Raw genomic sequence first — 23,601 nt, forward strand, 5'->3', positions numbered from 1 at the left:
TCCTGACTATAACAATTTTTTCATATTAACCCTGCACTAGACAGGGCAAATAACATCATATTTACATTGAATTCGATTACGCTTCGTGTAATTATCTCTCCAATGTAAGCGCTTACAAAATTATTTAAAGTTAGATGTAAGCGCTTTCAAATGTAAATTTATCATTAAATAGAAAAATAGCAACAGAGGTTATTCGTGGACACACCAGTGCAGCCTAATATTTCAAGCGCTCAAGAGGCAGAGGCAAACGGTGGATACCGTTTTGCGCTTATCTCACTCACCACGCTGTTCTTCATGTGGGGTTTTATTACCTGTTTGAATGACATCCTTATTCCTTACTTAAAAGGTGCATTCAACCTTAGCTTCACACAAGCAATGCTGATTCAGTTTTGCTTTTTTAGTGCCTATTTCATTGTGTCACTGCCTGCAGGCATGGTGGTGTCGCGCATTGGTTACCAGAAAGGTATTGTACTTGGGCTCGCTATAGCCTGCGTGGGGTGCTTGCTGTTCTTCCCCGCTGCATCAAGTCAAATATACGGTATTTTTCTGTTAGCTCTTTTTGTATTAGCGTCTGGTATAACCGTACTTCAGGTGTCTGCCAACCCTTATGTAACGGCACTCGGCGACCCTAAAACTGCCTCGTCACGACTCACCATGACCCAAGCATTTAACGCTTTTGGCACAACCGTGGCTCCCTTCTTCGGTTCTTATCTTATATATGGCGCTACAGGAGAGCACGGAGGCGGTACGCCAAGTGCATCAGACGTGCAAGTGCCTTACTTAATTCTTGCAGCGTCATTGCTCCTTCTGGCCCTTATTTTCATGTATTTAAAGCTGCCGAAGTTAAATCACACCAGCGCAAGCACTGGAGTGTTTAAAGGAGGTGCATGGCATCACAAGCACCTTGTTTTAGGCGCTGTCGGCATTTTTATGTATGTCGGTGCGGAAGTGGCTATTGGTAGCATGCTAGTGAATTATCTAGCGAGTCCGGCGGTTGGCGGATTAAGTGAGGCAGGGGCGGCCAAGCTACTTGCTTACTACTGGGGAGGCGCGATGGTAGGGCGCTTTATCGGTGCTGTGGTCATGCAAAAAATCTCGGGTGGCTACGTGCTGGCGTTTAATGCTTGTATGGCTATTGCGCTTATTTTGCTATCACTTTCAAGCACAGGAGACATAGCGCTATGGAGCATTTTGGGAGTAGGTTTGTTTAACTCAATCATGTTCCCTACCATTTTTAGCCTTGCCCTTCACCAGCTAGGGAAAGACACCCCACAAGGTTCAGGCATTCTTTGTTTAGCCATAGTTGGCGGTGCCATTATTCCATTGCTTCAAGGTATGCTTGCAGACACCGTCGGCGTTACGCTGTCATTTTTACTACCCGCTTCTTGCTACCTTTACATTGCCTACTATGGCCTTGTAGGAAGTCGCGTATCTCACATTAATACCACTGAAAAGTAACGAGGATAAATAATGCGAAAAAGTATAATCGCGAAAGTTGTTACCGGTGCATTGGTTGGCGTTTTAGTTAGTGCATGTTCAGCTGAAAAAAATACGTCTTCAGTCGATAACGTTGAGCCACAGCCAAACAAAGCGGGCGAGGTATGGCCTAAACTAGATATTGAAGTTAAAACAAACGCTACTGTCGAAACTAAGGTAGATGAAATTCTGTCTACCATGACTATCGAGCAAAAAGTTGCGCAGATGATCCAGCCTGAAATTCGCAATATCACGGTAGAAGATATGCGCAAATATGGATTTGGTTCTTATCTCAACGGCGGTGGTGCATTCCCTAATAACGACAAGCACGCCACACCAGAAGACTGGGTAGCACTTGCAGAAAAGCTTTATCAGGCTTCCATTGATGACAGTTTGGACGGCTCGACAATTCCTACAATGTGGGGGACAGACGCTGTTCACGGTCATAACAATGTTATAGGCGCAACCTTGTTTCCTCACAACATTGGATTAGGCGCTGCAAATAACCCTGAACTGGTAGAGAAGATTGCGCACATTACAGCTAAAGAGGTCATGGCGACAGGTATCGATTGGGTATTTGCGCCTACCGTTGCTGTGGTACGCGACGATCGCTGGGGAAGAACCTACGAGAGCTATTCTGAAGACCCAGCCATTGTTAGAGAGTATGCCGCTTCAGTGGTTAAAGGTCTTCAAGGCGCGGCTGACAAAGACTTCTTAAGCGACCAGCGTGTAATTAGTACGGTAAAGCACTTTGTAGGTGACGGCGGTACGGTTGGCGGTGATGACCAAGGTGACAATGTTGCCAGCGAACAAGAGTTATTTGATATTCACGCCCAAGGCTATGTGGGCGGATTAACGGCGGGCGCGCAGTCTGTTATGGCGTCGTTCAATAGCTGGAATGGCGAGAAGCTTCACGGTCATAAATACTTGCTAACTGACGTACTTAAAGAGCAAATGGGCTTTGACGGGTTTGTAGTCGGTGATTGGAACGGTCATGGGCAAGTTAAAGGTTGCAACAACGAAGATTGTGCGCAGGCCATCAATTCAGGCTTAGATATCTTTATGGTGCCCAATGATTGGAAGGTGCTGTATGACAACACTCTTGCTCAAGTAAACGACGGCACCATTCCTATGTCGCGTATTGACGATGCGGTACGCCGAATTCTTCGAGTGAAAGTACGCGCTGGGCTTTTCGAAAAGCCAAGCCCGGCAAACCGCCCGTTATCTGGTGACCGTTCGCTTATTGGTAAGGCAGAGCATAGAGAAGTGGCGGCGCAAGCGGTGCGCGAGTCTCTGGTACTGCTGAAAAATAAAAATAAAACCCTCCCGATTTCTGCAAGCAAACGCATATTGGTAGCGGGCGATGGTGCGGATAACATCGGCAAGCAATCAGGTGGTTGGAGTATTACGTGGCAAGGCACAAATAATACCAACGATGACTTCCCTGGCGGCAGCTCTATTTATGACGGCATTAAAGCGCATGTAGACAATGCTGGTGGTAACGTACAGCTATCGGTTGACGGTAGCTTTGAAACTAAACCTGATGTCGCCATAGTGGTGTTCGGTGAAGAGCCTTATGCCGAGGGTCATGGCGATAGAGAAACCTTAATTTATCAACACGGTAGCAAGACGGATCTAGCGTTGCTCGAAAACTTGAAATCTCAGGGAATTCCCGTGGTGTCGGTGTTTATCAGCGGCCGTCCGATGTGGGTTAACGCAGAGCTAAATGCATCTGATGCATTTGTTGCAGCTTGGCTTCCTGGCTCTGAAGGTGCAGCGGTGGCAGACGTTTTGTTTGGTGAGCAGGACTTTAAAGGCAAGTTGTCTTTCTCGTGGCCGTCAGAGCCTCAGCAGATCGTTAACAAGGGCGATGAAAGCTATGAACCTTTGCTCCCTTATGGCTTCGGCTTAACGTACAGCGATGACAACGTTCTAAGCGATACGCTAAATACTGAAATTAGAGTCAGTACTGACAGCAACAAGCCGATGGAAATTCTAAAGGGCTCGGTTGAGGCACCTTGGGTATTATGGCTTTACTCTGGTGATGATTCTCTGGCAGTGAACGCTAGCACGCATACTGTTGGAGCAATTACTTATCGTACGGTTGATAAGGAAGTGCAGGAAGATGCGCGTAAAATCACTTTCGATGGCACTGAGTTCGCCGCTATGCGTTTTGCAAGCAAGAGCTTCTTCCGTGAAGATTTAAGTGCGCAATTACTTACGCATGGTGCCCTAAGCTTTAACGTTAGTCGTCACTCAGATATAAATGCACCTGTAACGGTAGGCATGAACTGTGAAGGCGAGGGAGACGCAGCGGGCAGCTGTTCAACTCAAATTGATATTAGTGAGCAGCTAAAGGCAATGCCAGCTGACACATGGACAAACATAAGTATTGACCTACAGTGCTTTGTTAATGAAGGTATCGATTTTACCGGCCTTGTTGTGCCGTTTGAGCTGGGAAGTTCAGGGAAGGCTAGCTTGAGTGTGGCAGATATTCAGTTTACCCCTGAGGCTGACAAATCGGCGAGTATAAGTTGCCAAAACTAAACAGTAAGTAGCTCTCAACGCTACTAGAAAAAACAACGCCGCCAACCTCAAAAACTGGCGGCTTTTTTTTGTTTGCACCGACCTTGAGCCTTCCGTTTATCGATCTATTATGCAGTTCATCCCGTAGCCAACCTGTAATATAAACAACAATCGTTGGTGAGATGAAAGTAGATAAGACGTGTTTCCGTCCTGCATTCATTCTTGTCATTCGGGAAAATTACAGGGTAGTAAAATGACAGATGAACAGCGTGCAACACCAAGTCTCTTACTTGCGTTAACACCTGTTGTATTGACGCTTTTAATCCTCGGCACCCAGATATTTTACTTCGGCGTGTTTGAGCCTCATATACCGCTTGCCATTGGCATAGCATTAACAAGTTTTGTTGGTACTTATCTTGGTCTAACGTGGGAAGAAGTGCGGGCAGGAATCTTTAAAGTTATCCATGTTGCGTTGCCGTCGGTAAGTGTACTTATTGTTGTAGGGATGATCATAGGTATTTGGATAGCCAGCGGTACGGTACCCACCATTATTTACTACGGGTTAAAGACCCTGTCTCCCCAAATTTTTCTGGCCGCGGGTATGGTTATCTGTGCAGTCGTTTCAGTTTCTTTAGGCACAAGTTGGGGCAGCGTAGGCACCGTTGGTTTAGCATTAATGGGTATCGGTGAAGGATTCGATATCCCCATGTACTGGACGGCGGGAGCAGTAGTTTCAGGCGCCTTTTTCGGAGACAAGGTATCGCCGCTGTCGGATACCACAAACCTTGCTCCAGCGGTTACCGGTACCGACGTGTTTTCACATATCAAGAATATGATGGCAACGACAATCCCTGCCATGGTGCTCGCATTTCTGATTTACCTTGGCGTCGGCTTCTTCGTTATCGATGCTCAGAGCGTCTCATTTGCAAAAATTGCAGGTATCACCAGTGCATTAGAAGATAACTTCACCGTTACGGGGTGGGCGTTATTGCCAGCGCTTGTTGTTATGGGGTTGGCCTTAAAGAAAATTCCACCCCTTCCTGCGTTATTTGCAGGAGCGGTTGTGGGAGGAGCTTTCGCCATGTTTATGCAAGGGCAGAGTTTGCAAGCCGTTTTCGATTATGCAAATAACGGATATGCCATCCAAACGAATATTGTTGAAATAGATAGTTTGCTTAATCGCGGCGGCGTTCAGTCAATGATGTGGACTATTTCATTGGTATTGATTGCGCTTGGTTTCGGTGGAGCGTTAGAAACGACAGGCTGCCTAAGAAGCATTATCAATGCAATAAAGAGCAAAGCGAAAACCTTTGCTGGTACACAGATAGCAGCGGTTGGTACGGCGTTTTCTACTAATCTGGTGGCTGGCGACCCGTACTTGTCGGTAGCCTTGCCGGGAAGAATGTATTCACCCGTTTATAGAGGCATGGGTTATTCCACGCTTAACCTGTCCCGTGGCATTGAAGAAGGGGGCACGTTAATGTCTCCGCTCATCCCTTGGAATGCCGGTGGTGCGTTTGTGATATCTGCTCTTGGCCTGGGTATTTCTGGCGCAAACTTAGAAAACCTGCTGTACATCCCTCTTGCCTTTGCTTGTTGGACGGCGCCCCTAATAGGGATATTTTACGCCTATGTCGGTTGGTTCTCACCCAAAGCCACTAAAGCTGAAAAAGAAGAATGGGAGTCTTCTGGCGCCGAAATAGCGAAATTTAATAAGGACGGAACGCCCGTTACCGAGTAACACCGTTTAACCAAGGGCAAGCCGGACGAGTTGGCAAACAAAAAAGGGCCTGAAAAGGCCCTTTGTGTCATCACTTAATTAGCTTAGAAAGTATATCTCGCACCTAGCGTGTAGCGAGGTCCGTATTGACGAGCAAACAAGAACTGCTCTTCGAAGCGGCCGTAACCACGCTCAGTTTCATCGTTAATGTTCACGCCTTCTAAGAATACGGTTAGATGCTCGTTAACGTCATAGTTGATGCTGGCATCAATTTGACCGAAGGTGTCGAACTGAGTCGCTGGGTTGTCTGCTGAGCCTTGCGCTTGACCAATACCCACAAGATAGTCTGAACGCCATGCGTACGTTACTTTTACCGATAAGCCTTCTTTTTCGTAGAACACTTGGAAGTTAGCTGAGTCACTAATGCCTACTAACGGGTTTTGCTGTTCAAGGTTGTACGGGTCGTATTTTACATCACCGTCAACAAGCGTTGCGTTTGCGCCAAAACCAAAACCTGTTTCACCAAACGTATGTTGCACTGCAAGTTCAATACCTTCGACGGTTCTTGAATCGCTCAGATTACGAGGCTTTACTACACTCCATTCCATAAGCGGGTCATCTGAGTTTGGCTCAATTACACCTTCAGTGGCATAACCCGCTGATAAGAAGTAATCGTAAATGTTGCTATCAGTAGCTTGGATTCCATCAGCCTCAAGAGTAGTCACAGCCTCTTGCCATCTTGGGCCCTGATAAATATCGTAAAGGCCGTCAAAGATTTCAAGTGCACCTTGCGTATCGATGTAGTTTTTCACAGACTTTCTGAATATTCCGACTGACGCATAGCTCGCTTCGTCGTAGTACCACTCGAAAGACAAATCTAGGTTAGTTGACTCGTAAGGCTTAAGGTCGGTACTCCCTTCAGACACTACTCTAGAGCCAATTTTGGGGCTACCGCTAAATGAGCGTCCGCCTTGCAAGAAGCCAATAGGTGCGCGTGTAATCGATTTACCCCAAGAGAAGCGGGCAACAATATCGTCCGTCACATCGACTTTTACGTCGAACATTGGAAGAAGAACATCATACTTACCGGTAAAGTCTTGCTCTTCAAAGCCATCTTGGAAAACAGTGATCCACTCGCCAGCGGCAACCCAGTTTACTTGAATGGGTACGCGAACTTCAGCTGTGCTTGGCACTTCAGATTCTTCGTAGCGAAGGCCCGCATTAATTTGAACGTAATAATCGCTAATTTCAAAGTCCCATTCAGTCTGCACGTATATGGAATCGGTAGTTTCTTCTACACTGCTCACCGTTGGATCGCCGTTAAAGTATGGGTTGATAGAGTAAGCGTTACTCTCGCCAACAACATCACCGGTAATGAATGCAAGTTGACGGGCAATGGCTTCATCAAAATCATAGGTGTAGTAGTAACCTGGATTCATACCTGCGCCGCCACCATCAAAGGCGTCTAAGAAGCCTGAGGTGTCGTTGCGAACGAACATACTGTCTGGGAAGATTTCCGTGAAAGATGGACTGAAACCTGGACCACCGCGTAACCCACTCCAAGCTTCAAAGCCTGTTAGTGACTGCTCTGTTCGGGCGTAACCAAAGTCAACTTTAACGAGTGGAATGTCGAACGTTGAGTTGTACCACGTGCCGTCAAGCTGCAGCTGCTCAATATCAGAACGACCCGGTGAGTAAATGAATTGGCTGAAGTTAGAGTCAATTTCACCCGGCATAATTTCATTAGTGCCGTTATTCCAGTTTACATAGACCTGAGGGATTTCACCTTCACGGTAGTCATAAACTTTAGACTCTAACTGGTTTGAACCAAGAATGATCTGCCCGGCGCTACCCAGTCCTTCGTCATAACCATTGTCGGTTTTGTTGTAAGAATCATGGTAATCCAAACGTAAATGCCAATCGTCATTTATCATCCAGTCTAAGTTTACACCAAGTGAACGTGCGTCAACGCGGGTAGTATTGCGGCTTGCGGTAAATGAGCCGTCATCGCCACTGATATCTGCATAAACAGCCGTGCCATTCTCATCCAGTTCGTAGGCATTGATATTTGCGCCAAAATTATTCCATATACCCCAGCCCACAGTGTTAGTACCTGTTGTTGCACGAGACGCGGTATAGTCGATGGTTGCGGTAAACTCATCCACAGGGCGGAACTGGAAAGTTACCTGACCATTTGAACGCTCACGCTGAACGTCAGTAATGCTGTAGTTCATGTCTTTAGGGAAGAACGCAGCGTCGGTAATATTGGTGCGGTTATCAACAACATTGCTTGGGTCTATATTTTGAGGAAGGTCGTCATTCTCTTGAAGGACCCAGCCTTGGATGCTAGCGGCTTGTTGTTGAAAATCACGCTCTTGATGAGAGAATGAAACACCGAACCCGAACATGTCATCGGCAAACGTATTGGTGTATACACCCGCAATTTCAGGGGTTACGTCATCACCTGCTTCGTTAGACGAGTCGTAAATACCTTTCACTGACAACGTGGCATTTTGCCCTGATTGCGCCAACGGCTTCATAGTAATAATGTTTACCGTTGCACCTAGTCCCCCGCTGGGATTTTCTGCTCGGGCAGTTTTGTGAAGCTCAAGCGTGTTTACACCTTCAGAAGAAAGGTTGGCTAAATTGAAGGAACGGGTAAAGCCCGTCCCCGGCATTTGTCTACCGTTCAGGGTAATTAGGTTGAACTCAGGACCAAAACCACGAACGGTAATTTCACTACCTTCACCGTTTGAACGACTAATACTTACACCTGTAATGCGTTGAAGTGCCTCAGCCAGGTTGGTATCAGGAAATTTACCTAGTTCTTCAGCGGATATGGCATCTACTACGCCGCTTGAGCTGCGTTTCAAATCCATAGAGCGGATCATACTGCCGCGAATACCGCTTACTTGAATAACTTCAACTTCGCCCTCTGCCGGTGTTACCGCTTCTGATTCTTGTGCGTAAGAGGGAAGAGCTAGGGTAGAGCCCATCAACAAAGCCATTGATGTGGCAAGCTGGGTCTTTTTAAATGGTGTGTTTTTCATAATTGCCCTACTAATTCTTATCAATTGGTCACTGCCGCTTTAAAGGCTAAAGCGGCATTTGCTTTGTTACTGTGCTGCTATTTCTACATTGTCGATGCGATAAACTGCACCTTCGCCTTGTCCCCATGCTGGGAACATCATGATGACGTTGATAGCGCTGATATCTAAGCCTGCGTCATATAGGGTTTGTAGTGGGAAAGTGTATGTTTGCCATTCACCTTCAACCGGATCAGCACCTTCCAAGCTGGCCGACATTGGAAGTTCAACAGCAGAAGAGACATTAATGGACTCTACTTTGAACAACCAAGGTGCAGAGGCGTCGTTAGGCATTGAGCTTACTTTCATTTCAAACTTAATCGCGCCATTTGAAAGTAGTGATGAAGCATCGAATGATACGGTTTCATCAGCTAAGAAACCCATCACCGTTGGTGTAGCGCCAATGCGAAATTCTGCTACTGTGCCGTGTTCCGCGTCGTCTACTTCTTCAGTTGGCGTTGAGCCACCACAACAATCCCAGATTGACCATTGTTCAGCTGCTGTATCAGCAAAGAGCGTGATGCCCGCACCTGACGCATCTTCGCCGCTGTCAGGGTGGTAAAATTTCACATTGTCTAAGCGATAAACCGCGCCTTCACCTGTGCCCCAAGCTGGGAAAACCATAATGACGTCGATAGCACTTACGTCCAAACCACGTGCCTGCAATTCTGAAATAGTAAATGTGTAGGTTTGCCATTCACCTTCCACAGGCTCCTGACCCTCAACGCTATCAGAAAGTGGCAATTCAACAGCAGTAGATGCGCCATTAGACTCGATTTTGAATATCCAAGATGCTTCGGCGTTACTAGGCGCACTCACTACGCGCATATCAAACTGCAATAAGCCACCGTCGGTAAGTGCTGTAGCATCGAACGGGGTGTCACCGCCGCCAGATTCAGGACGCGTGATAAAGCCCATTACAGTCGGTTCTGCGCCAATTCGAAATTCTGCAGTTAGACCGTGTTCTTCGTTGTCCATTTCTTCAGTAGGGGTAGAGCCGCCACAGCAGTCCCACATAGGCCAGTTAGGGTTTTGCCCATCTTCGAAGATGACTAATTCTGGGTAGCTAGCTCCGCCTTCTTGCGAAATTTCAACATTAGCCATGCGATAAACCGCGCCATTGCCGGTATCCCACGCAGGGAAAACCATGATGACATCGATAGCACTTGTATCTAAGCCTGCTGCTGCAAGCGCGCTAAGTGGAAATTCGTAAGACTCCCACACACCCTGTTCAGGCGCAGCACCAGCGGTGTCTGCGGGTCCCACATAGCCGTCCATCAGTGGAAGTTCTGCGGCAGTTGAACCTTCAGAACTTTCAATCTTAAATAGCCAATTAGTTGTCGCATTTGCAGGCAGCGATGTAACTTTCAGATCGAATTTAACACTGCCAGTTTCTTCCATTGGAGACGCATCAAACGGAGACGCTTCACCTTCTGGGTCGGTAATGAATTGAGCTCGACTGATAAAGCCCATTACCGTAGGTGTTTCATTAATAGCAAATTCGAAAACCTGTCCTTGCTCTGCATCTTCTACAAGTGCTGGTGTTGACCCACCACAGCAGTCCCACGCAGGCCAGTTTGGATTAGGTGTTCCGTCGAAAATAGTAAGGTTTTGTGCAACACCGGTTGACGGTGGTGAAGGGATAGGCGCCTCGCCTTCCACTAATGCATCGTCTAGTGAGTTGTAACCTGGGCGAACAGTTTCACAGCCCTTGCCGGTGTCTGGGTTCGATGCACATTCGTACACTCGAACATAATCGACCTCGTAAGTCTGACCTTCGGCAAACGCTTCAGCATCAATACCTGTTTCGTTTACGTTAGCTGGCCAGTCGCCACCTACTGCAAAGTTAAGGATAATGTAGAATTCTTGATCGAATGGCGCATTGTCCCAGTGAGTGGTTAGCTCACCTGTGCCTTGCTCAAAGTATTCCGCATACCAGCCGCGGTGAGAAAGTCCAGTTGCGTCACCGTTTACGTTATAACGAACTTCTGAACGACGCTGCGTAGCGTAAAGGTAATCGTCCATGTACCAGCGAATTTCGCCTTCTTGCCATTCAACGGCGTAGGTGTGAAAGTCGTCTGCTGGATTCGCTCCATCAGGAAGCGAGTAGGCTTTGCCTGAGCTATCGTTATTTGGCCATTCTTGACCATAGTGAAGGGTGCCGTGAATATGGCTTTCAGGATTGCCGTCAGCATTTAGTGCCTTAAGGTTTACGGCTTCCATGATGTCAATTTCGCCAGAACGAGGCCAGCCACCGTAAACCTCATCAGTAGGCATCATCCAAAACGCCGGCCAACTGCCTTGACCAGAGGGTAATTTAGCACGCATTTCAATACGGCCGTATTTAAAGTCTGCTTTGTAGCGCGTGTTTAGACGGGCTGACGTATAAGGCTTTTGCGCTCCTTCTTCCGCGGGTAGAGCAACAATTTTTAGGCTACCGTCAGACACAAATGAATTGTCTTCGCTGTCGGTATAACACTGAGATTCATTATTGCCGCCACCGTCGCAGTTTACTTCGTGAGTCCAGTTGTCATCGTCAATACTGTTCCCATCGAATTCGTCGCTCCATACCAGCTCCCAGTCAGAAACGGGTGCCGCAGGATCAACAACGTCGATGTCTGTAGATGTGGTTGCTCCGCCTCCACAGCCAAATAGGGTTGCGACTGAGATCGCGGCAGCTATCCGCGAAAGTTGAGATGCTTTTTTCGTCATTGTTTTCAGCCCTGATCTAAAGAAATTGGGTTTTTATGTAGTGGCAAATGCCACGTAAAAAGCTTTTTGTAAGCGCTTACAATTTAGGTCAAATAAAAATGGCTGTTTGAAAGCGCTTACATTACATTAAGCGACTGACACATAAAGATCAATACTGTTCTCAAAAAATTAACATTTGGCTGTCGGTCTTATTTTTGTTGTTTTTCGTTTATTTTCAAATAAAACAATAATATAAGGTTGTATTAGAGGGTGGGTTAAAATTTAAAGGTGCTTGTTTCACTCACTATTTACAAATTATCTCAGGGACTTGTTAATGATCTGTGCTCGATATTTTGTTCGCACCTGGGTACACATCACGTTAAGCTCAATATACGATCTCATGTGAGTTGTTATTATGCATCACCACAATCACAGCACTACCGCCTCCAATCATCATAAAGGTCAGCATCACGGCCATCACCACGGTGCGCATGCTGAAGCGCTAGGCACAGATTCCACACGCATTGGATGGGCGTTCTGGCTAAATTTCATCTTTACTATTATTGAATTCATCGGGGGTTGGCTTACTAACAGTGTCGCCATAATGGCAGATGCTGTTCACGATTTAGGAGACTCTCTATCCATAGGTCTGGCGTGGTATTTAAGTAAGCTCGGGAATAAAGCATCTACCGAAAAGTATACGTATGGCTTCAAACGGCTAAGCCTTATGGGAGCTATGATCAACGGCGTTATCTTGGTGATTGGCTCAATTTGGGTGTTGTCTGAGGCCATCCCTCGTTTATCTAACCCCGAAATGCCCGTTACAGAGGGTATGATTGGATTAGCGATCCTCGGTATTGTCGTGAATGGATTTGCAGCTTATAAACTCCACGGCGGTCATTCGATGAATGAAAAGGTGCTTAACTGGCACTTAATTGAAGACACGATGGGGTGGGTAGCGGTACTGGTAGTAGCCATTGTGCTCCATTTTGTTGAATGGCCTATACTTGACCCAATTTTATCTATTGGTTTTACGCTATTTATTTTGGTCAATGTTGTTCGGTATGTTGTGCAGACCATGTCTTTGTTTCTACAGGGTGTACCTGACTTGGCTACAAGGAATGCTATTAGCAACACGCTTTTGAAAATCGAGCACGTTGAAGAAATTCACCATGTACATTTTTGGTCGCTTGACGGAGAGCAGCACGTGCTTACTGCACACGTGGTAATAAACTGTGCAATAGACAATGACAAACTGAGAGCACTCAAAAAGGAAGTTCACGAGCGTTTAGCCCCCTTTGAACTTGCTCATACCACGATAGAGTTTGAGTTGCCGGGTGAGCCATGTCGTGATGATAATGACCATTTACACGCCCACTCTCATGAACACCAGCACGAAGAGATAAATTAATACTATTATTTGGTCAAAGGCGTTTGTTTTGATTTTCAGGGACTAACAGTCTGTAGTTGTGCAAAAAAGAGGGGCGTTCACACGCCCCTTTCAACACACACGTTTTTTAATTTATAACGAGATTAAAACCTTGCTTTAAATGCTACGCCGTAATAGCGATCTGCATCGCGCGGTATTTGATAGCGGAAGTTGTCGCCGCTATATGTGGTCGCGTAGCTTTCATCAAGCAAGTTCTTCGCAATCAAAGATACGCGGAAGGCATCGTCTTTGAATGAGAAGCTAACGCTTGCGTTAAGCATGCTGTAGTCAGGTAACAATGAGTGAGGATTGAATACACCCGTGTTGCCTGGCAAGTCAGAGTACTGTTCATCGGTATAGATGTAAGACGCGTTGTAGTAAACGTCAAAACCATGCTCTGTTTCCATGAAGTACTCCGCTGACAGTGAGTATTTCATGTCAGGTGAGAATGGAACATCCAATCCCGAACGGTCGGTACACTCTGCCTCTTCAGGACAATTAAATCTATCGATCTCAGCCTTGGTGTACGCAGCGCCACCGATTAGCGTTAGGTTGTCGGTTGCGTTCCACATAAAGTCTACTTCAACGCCTTGGGTCGTCACATCACCAGCATTGGTAAGGCGCGTGATACATGCGCCGTCAGAACAATCAAAGTTGTTTGCTTGGAAGCCTTCAATGTCAGTGCTAAATAGCGCGATATTTAAAAGTAGATCGCGACTTGCGTACTTATAGCCAATTTCGTAAGCGTCAGATTCTTCCGCGCCAATAGGGCGTCCGTCATTCTCTGGGTTGAAGTTATAGTAAACATTGAAACCAGGGCCTTTGTAGCCTTGAGAATAGGTTGCATAAACCATTTGATTTTGGTCGAGATCGTATTGAACACCAAGGCGGCCAGACAAATTGGTTTCATCTACCACACCTTCTGCATCGGTGTTCTCGGTCGCAGGGCGAACGCCCACACCACGGCGTCCATATTCGTCGTTACTTATACGACGGTGAGTGTAAGACACTTCATCATCGGTATAGCGAAGACCGAAGATAAGGCGTAAGTCATCGCTTAAGTCGTAGGTGCCATCTCCGTAAACGGCCCAGTTATTAAACTCAGTGCTCATGAATGCCGTGGCAGACACAATGTCGTTGGCATTACATGTCGCACCTAGCGAATTAGCGTAAGCGTCTAGGTCAGAAAGTGCGTCTGTCAGCGCGTCTCCAGACAGGTTATTCTGCGCATAGAATGTCAGTGCTTGGTCAAGTTGAAGGTTATTGTTTTGGCAACTTGCATCACGAGTGAAGTTACGCTCTGAATCCATGTTCCAGTAGAACATACCGGCTAAGAAGTTGAATGGGCCAGCTAGGTTTGATGCAACACGGAATTCTTGAGAAAACTGACTCCATTCTTGCTCACCTACGTCATGCAGCTGAAACGGCACTCCAAATACTGGCTGGTCGCTGTCGCCAGCAATAGACGTAAAATCACCTTCGCGGAATTCTGTATTTTCCCATGAGCGCTGGGCAGTGATCGACGTGAAGGTGTAGTCACCAATGGTTTTGTCCACTTGTACGGAGAAGGCCGAATGGTCGTCAATAGTGCGAGATTCGAAGTCATGATCAATTTGTCGCTGTTCTAAATCGATACCGTCGGCAATGGTTTCACTGTTGGGCGCTGCCTTTGAGTCGGGATTTCGACCGCTAGATACGCCTTCTAAATCAGCACAACAGTCGTCATCCGCGCTGTAAATTTCGCTAATGAACTTTACTTTTAAATCATTGGTTGGCTCGTAAACCACAACTGCACGGGCACCTTCACGGTCATAACCGTTTACTTTTTCATTGTTGTAAACGTTGTCGATATAGCCGTCGAATTTACCTTGGAAGACGGTTAAGCTGGCTGAAATGTCGTCGGTTAAGCCACCACTTACTGTGCCTTTTAAACGGTATTCGTTATCTTGATAAAACTCGGTAGAAAGGCTGCCTGTGAGCTCCTGAGAAGGATCTTTTGTGGTGATGTTTACCACACCAGCAGAGGCGTTCTTGCCAAATAAAGTACCCTGTGGACCACGTAATACCTCAATTCGATCTACATCGTACAAATCGGCAAACGCTTGACCAGAACGCCCTAATACAACGCCATCTACCACCGTGGCTACGCTTGGCTCTGCGGCGATACTAAATGAAATTGTTCCAATACCACGAACGGTTAAGGCTGAATTTCGAGTTGTTGTCCCTTTGCGGAAGCTCACAGAAGGCACAAGCGCTTGTAGATTTTCAACATTGTTAGCAAAGGCAGATTCTATCTGGTCACCGCGTAACACTGATACAGCAACGGGCACATCGCTGATGCTTTGAACACGCTTTTGCGATGTAACGACAATTTGTTCAAATGATTTATCATCTTTTGAGGCGTCGACTTGCTCTGTATCTGCCTCTTGCGCAAATGCATTGGTGTGAAGTAGCAATCCAGATGTCATAGCAAGAGTTACCGCCTTGCTGATGAGTGATCTCTTTGTATTCATGTTGTTCTCCAGGGTGTTTCGCTTATCACGCCCTCACTTACACCTTGCTACCTTTAGTCGGATACAAAAGCATTTGAGCAAGTAATCGGCGTTTCGTTTTTATTCTGGCTGCGTAGGGTACAGCGCTACGCGTATTATTCTTTCAATAGCAAAATTCAATAGCGTAAAAATACGGTCTTCTATATAAAAGATATCTTGCATCTGATGTCTTATATAAGAGTAATTAAGTTAAACAATTGTTAAGCCGTTTGCAAACGTTATGTTAATTTTTTGTGTTTTTTCTATACAAAAATGATGAAGGAGAGTTAGGCGTGCTGAGAAGCAAGGCGCTTCAAGCCTTGCTCATACTTTACTCGCCACCATTTCAGACTTATACCAATTGCCACGAAACATGTTGCCCACAAGCCGACTAGTGCAGGGACAAACGCGTTGCTTAGTCCATTCACAAAGCCTACAGGAGAGAACATCAGGTAAAGCGTTGCGATAAGGCCAACAAGCACGATGGCGCAGGGAATGGCATAGCGCCATGGCGTCATATTGACTTCAGCCTTTGCAGTGAAATGCCATGGAGTAGTCATTGGGTAGAGCCTGCCTATAGTCAACATAATAGCCAATTCAATAGCGAACAAAATGGCGTAGATATGGATAAAGTTAATATCGACTTCCCATACGAACTTAAGCAGCCCATAAGCAATTACGTGGAAGATAATCGCGACTTTTGCCGCCAGCGCAGGAACGCGTTTTGTAAATAAGCCAACAAGCACAATAGTGATAACGGGAATATTGTAAAAGCCGGTAAATATGCGAATGATTTGCCACAATCCTTCAGGGGCAAACATAAGTAGCGGCGCCGTGATAAAAGAGAGCACAGCAATAACAATACTGGTGATCTTGGCAACGCGAATAAGCTTTTCGTCGCTCACTTTGTCTTTTTTGAAGGGTTTGTATACGTCTAAGCAAAATAGGGTGGCAGCACTGTTAAGCAGTGAATTAAAAGAGCTAAACACCGCACCAAGCAATACTGCTAAAAAGAAACCCGACAAATACTGTGGGAGTACATCTTTAACTAAATGAGGGTAGGCAAGATCGATGGTTTGAAGATTTTCATCTTGATATAAGTGATAAGCAATCACGCCTGGTAACATCATCATAAAGGGCACAAGCACTTTAAAATAGCCAGAGAACAACACCCCTTTTTGGCCTTCAACCAGATTTTTAGCGCCTAAGGTTCGCTGAATTACGTATTGGTTAGTACCCCAGTAAAACAAATTGGCTAAAATCATACCCGTGAAAATAGTACCAAAAGGAACAGGGTCGTCGGGACCACCTATAGCATTGAGCTTTTCAGTTTCCGTTGTAGCAATAGTAGATAGACCTTGGCTAAAGCTGCCGTCGCCTAAGGCCACCAAGCCAAGAACGGGAACCAATAAACCCACAATTAAAAGGCCAACTCCATTAATCGTGTCTGATACGGCTACCGCTTTTAAACCACCGAAAATGGCATAGAGAGCGCCAATCGTACCGACTATGACGATGGTAAGTACCAGTCCCACCTCATAGCTTACGTTGAAAAGCCCGGGTACATCAAAAAGCCTAAGCACGGCAATAGAGCCAGAGTAAAGCACCGATGGAATGGTAACTAACGAATACCCCACCATAAACAAAACTACCGTCATTCTGCGAACGCTATCGTCGAAACGGTCGCGTAAAAACTCAGGTAGGGTGGAGAAAGCGCCTGCTAAGTAACGAGGCAAGAAAATAAGCGCCATAATAATGGTAGAGATACCAGCGGTAACTTCCCACGCCATAGCGCTTAAGTTATACCCAAAGGCAGAGCCATTTAATCCAATAAGCTGCTCTGCGGAAAGGTTGGTAAGGATCATGGACCCAGCAATAAAAGTGCCGGTCAACCCTCTTCCTGCAAGGAAGTAACCGTCTTGCGTGTTTACTTCCCCTTTTGTTTTCATGTAAGAAATAACGGCAACCAGTGCCATAAATGCCATGCATGACAATAGGGTAAGGGTGATATCCATGAACTGCTCCTATGCGCTACGCTGGCCAATGTGTGGTGTTCGACATATCCATATCGGTATGTTGAACATCTGGACCCATTACAATGCGACTGCCTTTTTGGATGAACACCGCCACATCGTTAAGCGCAAGTATTTCTTCTCTGTATTGCTCACCCTGCACGACTTCTTCGGTACCAAAACGTATCCATTCACCTTTTGGTAAGTAGTATTTAATTTTCCCGCCGGGCACCACGCAAGGCACAACAAGTAGGTCATCACCGCACATAAATTGTTGTTCAAAACCATGCGAGAGCGGCTGTTCAGGGAAGGCTAAAGCCATGGCGCGCTGAACCGGAAGTCCTGTTTGTGATGCTTTTTCTGCGGTTTCCTTTAGGTATGGAATAAGCTTATATCTTAGCTTAAGGGCCTCAAATACTGCATTGGAAGCGGCATCGCCGTAGGACCAGGGTTCACGAGGGCCAATACCGTGCAATCGCATGTGGGCACTAAACACTGACGCTTGTGCCCATCTTACGTAAAGTTCTGCATCTCGGGTGTCTTTGTAAAACCCGCCTATATCGGTAGCGAAAAACGGCCCGCCTGACATCCCCCAGGACAAACTGCCACGAATACTTGCGGCTAGGCCATGCCAGTCGGCTTGCGGGTCGCCGCCCCATTGTGATGGGTAGCGCTGACTTCCTGTCCAAGCTGAACGGCTAAATAGGAAAGGACCTGTTTTACAGTAAGCTTCTGCGGCTTCGTAAACACAACGGTTGTAGAGCATACTGTAAACGTTATGTAGACGATTACCTGAATCACCGCTATACGACAGCATGTTGTCGTCTTCAAGTTGTTCGCCAAAATCGGCTTTTATCATGTCCACGCCAAGGTCAAATAAAGGCTTGTGCGAGGTTTTCCAAAATTCGTAAGCGTCTGGGTGGGTAAAGTCTAGAATACCCGAGTCTGGTAGTGGCGTAAGCACTTCGCCAAAAGGGCTTAAATCCCACTCATACCGGTAAGCTTCTCCGGTTCGTTTGTCCTTTATCAGCCAACCCTTTTCGGCCGCCTTTTTGTAAAGGGGGTTTTTCACTGAAATCATGGGGTATTCCCATACGCAAATCTTAAAGCCTAACGCTTTAAGTTCATCAATAACCGGTTGAGGATCGGCGTAGCGTTTAGGGTCCCACTCAAAAGCAAAGCGGGTATCTGTGTCTTGCCATGCGCGGCCATCAAGGGTAATAACATCGCAAGGCATATTCTTTTCGCGCACTTCGCGGGCAACGGCGAGTAGCTCGTCGGCGTCTTTATAATACGCTTTAGACAGGATTACGCCTAAGCTCCAAGTTGGAGGTGTTGGCGCAAAGCCTGTTAACTCACTGTAGGTTTGAAGGCATTTAGCTGGCGAGTCTTGATGGAACAAGAACATGTCGAGTAGGTTATCTTCTACTAAGCACACGTAAGCTCGCTGTGACCAAAGTGCGTAGCCGACTCCATGGGTGACGGGGGCTGGAGTGTGCACAAACAAATTCCAGCCTTCAGGACTCCATGCGTAAGGTGTGTTTTTATAAGACTTTTCGGCGTTTACGCCTAAAGCGTCGTGGTTGTATGAGCGAATTAGCTGGCCGCGTTTATCAAGCTTGCCCCATTTCTCTCCAAGACCATAAACGGCTTCGTCGTAGCTAAGCTCTAAACTTACTAACCAACCTTTGTCGGTTTTAGCGAATGGCGGTAAGCGATGCTGACGTACAAAGTGGCCGTCGGTGGCGCTTTGCTGAACTAAAACGTCATTTTTATACAGCTTGAAATGAAGAGGTGCGGCAAAAACTTCTAATCGATAATCGCCTGCTGCCAGGGTGCTGTGAGACTGATCACCGGAAAGTACTAGCGATAGCCTCTCCGGCGCTTGAGTAAGCATACCAAAATCATCTGCTGCATTTACGTCACTTTGAATGCGTAAACCAAACTGACTAATACTTAGACTCAACTCACCATATTGGGTGGGGATAATAAGTGTCTTATCATCCGACAAAAAGGGCTGCTCAGTAATGTCAGCGGCTTTAATATCGTTCCATTCTGGCTCATTTACACAAAACGCGTTACTCATTTCTACATTACCCTTCATGTCTTATATAAGACATAAGTTAATGAAATGTAACTTGGGTGTCAATCTGCAATTAGAAAATTATGAAGATTTAGATCCGCGTTCACTATCAAGCCGTCTTATATACTGACATTTTGGACAATAAGGGTTACGCCACTTAATGCAAGCATGGTTAAGGCTAACAGTCGAACAGCGGCAGCGGATACGCGAGCAGCGAGAATTCGTCCTAATCGCGTGAAAATTAAAATGACGGGAATGGCGAAAACAGCAGACAGAAACACTTCTGTTGAAGGCAAAGTACCAAACGGTATTATAGCAAGGCGTATAAGTGAGGTAACACTAAATACGGCCAGCAGCGTTATCCTGATTTCATTAATTGGCCAGGTTTGTCGATAACACTGAAATACCACAGGTGGGCCAAAGGTAGAAAAAAGACCACCTAGCAATCCACCTAGAGCGCCAGCGATAGAAAAACCGTATGCGCGACCAGATGGCTGTGTCCGCTTTCTTTTTATTAATAAAAGGCCACAGCAGCTGAGAATAGCCAAGCCAAGCAGTAAATTGAGCCAAGTTGCCATCCCAACGGACAGGTATTCCAACAATGCGTAGCCTACAGCCATAAATGGTATACCGCTAACCAGTATAATAGTGAAAGCACGTCTATTTATTTGCTCCGTGTTTTTCACTACTAAGCTGATGGAATTGAAAAGACTTAGAAAACTCACCATAAAGGTGGTCGCCGTAAGCGGCAAGATGCCGAATAACGTAAAGCTTGATACAACCATAAGGCCAAAACCAAACCCGCTTAAGGTCTGTAGCAGTGTCGCAAGCCCTAATAGCGCAAACATGGGAAGCAGTGTTTCCAAAAGCATCACGTGTAATTCCTGCAATGTATGTGATTTATATCAAAAGTGCGCTATAACTCTTGTGTATGATATAACAACAAAAATTAAGCGTTTAGGTTAGGGTTCATGTCTTCATCTCAATTCGATCACAAACTCAGCGGTCCAAGTCTTGCCTTTCAGCCACTGTATCAACAAGTCGCTGAATACATAAAGCAGCTTATTGTCGAGCGCCGTTGGCAACCAGGCGAGATGCTACCTAGTGAGTTTAAGCTTGCTGACGAATTCAATGTTAGCCAAGGAACCGTTCGCAAAGCGCTAACATTGCTGACAGATACCAAAATTGTAACCCGTCGTCAGGGGGTCGGTACATTTGTTTCTGAGCATACGGCACAAGATGCGCTGTTTCGTTTCTTTCCGTTACAAGCTGACGGAAAAGGTGCTGACCTACCCAAAGCTGAACTGTTAAGTAAAGAGCTGGTCGAACCAATTGAAAGTGTCCAAACTGCACTATCAATTACCGCTAAAGACAAAGTAGTGAAGCTTAAGCGTAGGCGAATTCTCGATAACGAATTTTGTATGCTTGAAACTATTTATTTACCGTCTAAGCGATTTCCTGACATCGAGAAGCGAGAAGATATTCCGCATACTCTGTATCATTTTTATCAAACGGACTACAACCAAACTGTATTTAAGACCCGTGACAGCATTAAAGCGGTTTTGGCCTCAAAAAGTGATGCAAAAAGCTTAGGTATCGAAAAAGGAATGCCGTTACTTATGGTTACGCGCGTCACTGAGTCTATTGACGGTAAACTCATTGAATATCGTGAAAGCAAATGTAGAACTGACCACTACCATTACCAAGTTGAACTTGATTAATCCTTTGCTATCAGCGCCAAACTGTTCAACCACAACGTTTTAAACGTCCGTTCCTATCAAATTGTTTCTTACCGACTCTCGAACACCTAGCATAACAAGGTAACGCTTTATCTTGTTATGCCACCGCTAGACATTTCTTTTTGTTGCACTTCAAACTTTTCATTAAGTTTGTTAACACTTTGTTGACATCAGTATATCTGTGTAATAACTTATGTCTTATACAAGACTAAAGTTTGAAGCTAAAGTTATACAAGAGCATACTGCAAAAGTAAACCGCGGCTTTTTATCTTTGCAGTACGTTTAAGAGAAAGTCCGTACTAGCTTAAAGCAACGAATTCTAAGGTGAATGAAACAATGAATAAGATACCAGAGGTAGGTTTTGGTTTTTGGAAGGTCGATACTGCCATATGTGCGGAAACCACGTACCAAGCGATTAAGGCTGGCTATCGACACTTAGATTGTGCCGCTGATTACGGCAATGAAAAGGAAGTGGGTGAAGGCATTAAGCGAGCGATTGATGAAGGCTTGTGCACCAGAGAAGAGCTTTGGGTTACTTCTAAACTATGGAATACCTTTCACGCCCCTGAGCACGTGGGTCTTGCTTTAGAAAAAACCTTGTCAGACTTACAGTTAGATTATGTAGACTTATACCTGATCCATTTCCCGATAGCGCAGAAATTTGTGCCTATCGAGACCCGTTATCCACCAGAATGGTTTTACGAACCTGATGCTGCCGAGCCTAAAATGGAACTCGCGCCTGTACCTTTGCATAAGACATGGGAGGCAATGGAGTCGCTTGCCGATAGCGGAAAAGCAAAACAAATTGGTGTGTGTAATTACAACACCGGTTTGCTTAACGACCTGATGAGCTATGCGCGTATTAAGCCAGCCATGCTGCAAATTGAATCTCACCCGTACCTTACGCAAGAGCGACTAATTCGTTTGGCAAAAGACTATGGACTGGAGGTGACGGCCTTCTCTCCGCTAGGTGCCTTATCTTATCTAGAGCTTGAAATGGCTGATCAGACGGAATCAGTGCTTGAGCAAAGCGTAGTAAAAGCCGCGGCAGAAGCCCATGGTAAAACGCCCGCGCAGGTTGTCTTGCGTTGGGGAATTCAGCGCGGTAACGCCATCATTCCAAAAACGTCAAAAGTTGAGCGTATGAAAGAAAACCTCGCACTTTTTGACTTCTCACTCAGCGACAGTGAAATGCAGGCAATATCTGCATTGAACGTAAATCGCAGATTTAACGATCCAGGGCACTTCTGCGAAGCTGCCTTTAACCGTTTCCACCCTATTTACGACTAGGAGTTAGCTATGAAAAACGTCAATGACAGCTCTGCGGTAGCCTACGCAAGTGTACCTACTCAGCACAATTATAACGGCGGTGTGTTCCCTGAAATAGTCGTGAACAACGAGGGTTGTACAACGGTAGAAGAGACCGTTGCATTTGTAAAAGCAAATCAATCAGAGCTTGAAGCAAAACTTGCAAAGTCGGGAGCACTACTTTTCCGAGGGTTTCCAATTGATTCCGCAGAGACCTTTGACGTTTTCTCAGCAGGCTTCGGCTATCCTAACTTTACCTATCAGGAGTCGTTGTCTAATGCCGTGCGTATTAACTTTACTGAGCGCGTATTCACAGCAAATGAAGCGCCGAAAGACGTAGAAATTTTTCTACATCATGAAATGGCGCAGACGCCTATTTCACCTAGCAAGCTGTTTTTCTTTTGTAAGACTGCAGCGGATGAGGGGGGAGCAACGCCTTTGTGTCGCTCCGACAAATTGTTTGAAGCATTGAAGGAAGAAAATCCTGCGCTTGCTAAAGACTTTAAAGAGAAAGGCCTTAAATATACGACTACTATGCCAGCAGCCAATGATGCCAATTCTGGCCAAGGAAGAAGCTGGAAAAGCACGCTAAGCGTTGAGTCATTAGAAGAGGCAGAAGCTAAATTAAAAGAGTTAGGATACACCTGGCAATGGTTGGAGGATGGTAGTCTAAGAGCCATTACGCCTGTCTTACCTGCGGTTATCGAACTTAGTGACGGCTCAGAAGTGTTCTATAACCAGCTAATAGCTGCGTATATGGGATGGAAAGGCGTAAGGGAAAACCCGTCGTCGGCAATTACTTTTGGCGATGGAAGTGCAATTCCTAAAGCCGGTTTAGAGCGCGTTGCAGAACTGTCTGAAACTTACACCTTTGACTTAGAGTGGCAAGATGGTGACGTGGCTATTGTTGACAATTACCGTGCAATGCATGGCCGCCGCCCTTATTCTGGCGAGCGAAAGCGCGTAGTGCTTGTTGCGCTTGTGGCCTCAGAGCGATAAA

General features: G+C 46.0%; 13 protein-coding genes. 7 read left to right on the top strand and 6 right to left on the bottom strand.

Annotated features, from left to right (window positions below):
• Positions 1-195: 195 nt before the first annotated feature.
• The 3 genes from KUL49_RS07695 to nhaC all read left to right on the top strand — a co-directional run bounded on the left by KUL49_RS07695 (position 196) and on the right by nhaC (position 5,743).
• Positions 196-1,458, top strand: coding sequence for a sugar MFS transporter (locus KUL49_RS07695; protein ID WP_039221730.1), 1,263 nt, complete (start codon positions 196-198; stop codon positions 1,456-1,458).
• Positions 1,459-1,470: 12 nt separating this feature from the next.
• A complete protein-coding gene (locus KUL49_RS07700; RefSeq protein WP_131136936.1) occupies positions 1,471-4,023 on the top strand; it encodes an exo 1,3/1,4-beta-D-glucan glucohydrolase in 2,553 nt (850 codons plus the stop codon).
• A 232-nt stretch (positions 4,024-4,255) separates the two neighbouring features.
• Positions 4,256-5,743 (top strand): Na+/H+ antiporter NhaC, encoded by a 1,488-nt coding sequence (gene nhaC, locus KUL49_RS07705; protein WP_014951141.1) that lies wholly within the window; start codon positions 4,256-4,258, stop codon positions 5,741-5,743.
• A gap of 83 nt (positions 5,744-5,826) precedes the next feature.
• Here the strand turns inward: nhaC and KUL49_RS07710 are convergent, their stop codons facing one another.
• Together KUL49_RS07710 and KUL49_RS07715 are read right to left on the bottom strand one after the other, a co-directional pair.
• On the bottom strand, positions 5,827-8,772 hold the full coding sequence (locus KUL49_RS07710) for a TonB-dependent receptor (RefSeq protein WP_131136937.1): 2,946 nt from the start codon (positions 8,770-8,772) through the stop codon (positions 5,827-5,829).
• A 66-nt stretch (positions 8,773-8,838) separates the two neighbouring features.
• Complete coding sequence (locus tag KUL49_RS07715) at positions 8,839-11,520, bottom strand: family 16 glycosylhydrolase (RefSeq protein WP_131136938.1); 2,682 nt, start codon at positions 11,518-11,520, stop codon at positions 8,839-8,841.
• Between the two features lie 394 nt (positions 11,521-11,914).
• On the opposite strand from KUL49_RS07715, the gene KUL49_RS07720 reads away from it, so the two are divergent.
• Positions 11,915-12,910 carry a cation diffusion facilitator family transporter gene (locus KUL49_RS07720; RefSeq protein ID WP_039229202.1) on the top strand — a complete coding sequence of 332 codons (996 nt, stop codon included), beginning with the start codon at positions 11,915-11,917 and terminating at the stop codon, positions 12,908-12,910.
• 122 nt (positions 12,911-13,032) lie between these two features.
• On the opposite strand, the gene KUL49_RS07725 is transcribed toward KUL49_RS07720, so the two are convergent.
• The 4 genes from KUL49_RS07725 to KUL49_RS07740 all read right to left on the bottom strand — a co-directional run bounded on the left by KUL49_RS07725 (position 13,033) and on the right by KUL49_RS07740 (position 20,426).
• Entirely contained in the window at positions 13,033-15,441 is a 2,409-nt protein-coding gene (locus KUL49_RS07725) for a TonB-dependent receptor (RefSeq protein ID WP_131136939.1), read from the bottom strand.
• Between the two features lie 305 nt (positions 15,442-15,746).
• Positions 15,747-17,474 (bottom strand): solute:sodium symporter family transporter, encoded by a 1,728-nt coding sequence (locus tag KUL49_RS07730; RefSeq protein ID WP_014951135.1) that lies wholly within the window; start codon positions 17,472-17,474, stop codon positions 15,747-15,749.
• A gap of 16 nt (positions 17,475-17,490) precedes the next feature.
• A complete protein-coding gene (locus KUL49_RS07735; RefSeq protein ID WP_131136940.1) occupies positions 17,491-19,557 on the bottom strand; it encodes an alpha-xylosidase in 2,067 nt (688 codons plus the stop codon).
• Positions 19,558-19,673: 116 nt separating this feature from the next.
• Complete coding sequence (locus KUL49_RS07740; protein WP_131136969.1) at positions 19,674-20,426, bottom strand: TSUP family transporter; 753 nt, start codon at positions 20,424-20,426, stop codon at positions 19,674-19,676.
• A 99-nt stretch (positions 20,427-20,525) separates the two neighbouring features.
• Here KUL49_RS07740 and KUL49_RS07745 point away from each other — a divergent pair, with 99 nt between their 5' ends.
• The 3 genes from KUL49_RS07745 (at position 20,526) to KUL49_RS07755 (ending at position 23,600) form a co-directional block, all read left to right on the top strand.
• Positions 20,526-21,275, top strand: a complete 750-nt coding sequence (locus tag KUL49_RS07745; protein ID WP_014951132.1) for a GntR family transcriptional regulator — start codon at positions 20,526-20,528, stop codon at positions 21,273-21,275.
• 354 nt (positions 21,276-21,629) lie between these two features.
• Positions 21,630-22,583, top strand: a complete 954-nt coding sequence (locus KUL49_RS07750) for an aldo/keto reductase (protein WP_014977675.1) — start codon at positions 21,630-21,632, stop codon at positions 22,581-22,583.
• Between the two features lie 9 nt (positions 22,584-22,592).
• Complete coding sequence (locus KUL49_RS07755; RefSeq protein WP_014951130.1) at positions 22,593-23,600, top strand: TauD/TfdA family dioxygenase; 1,008 nt, start codon at positions 22,593-22,595, stop codon at positions 23,598-23,600.
• Position 23,601 lies beyond the last annotated feature (1 nt).

Source organism: Alteromonas sp. KUL17, from assembly GCF_006538305.1.
In the GTDB taxonomy this organism is placed as follows: Bacteria; Pseudomonadota; Gammaproteobacteria; order Enterobacterales; family Alteromonadaceae; genus Alteromonas; species Alteromonas macleodii.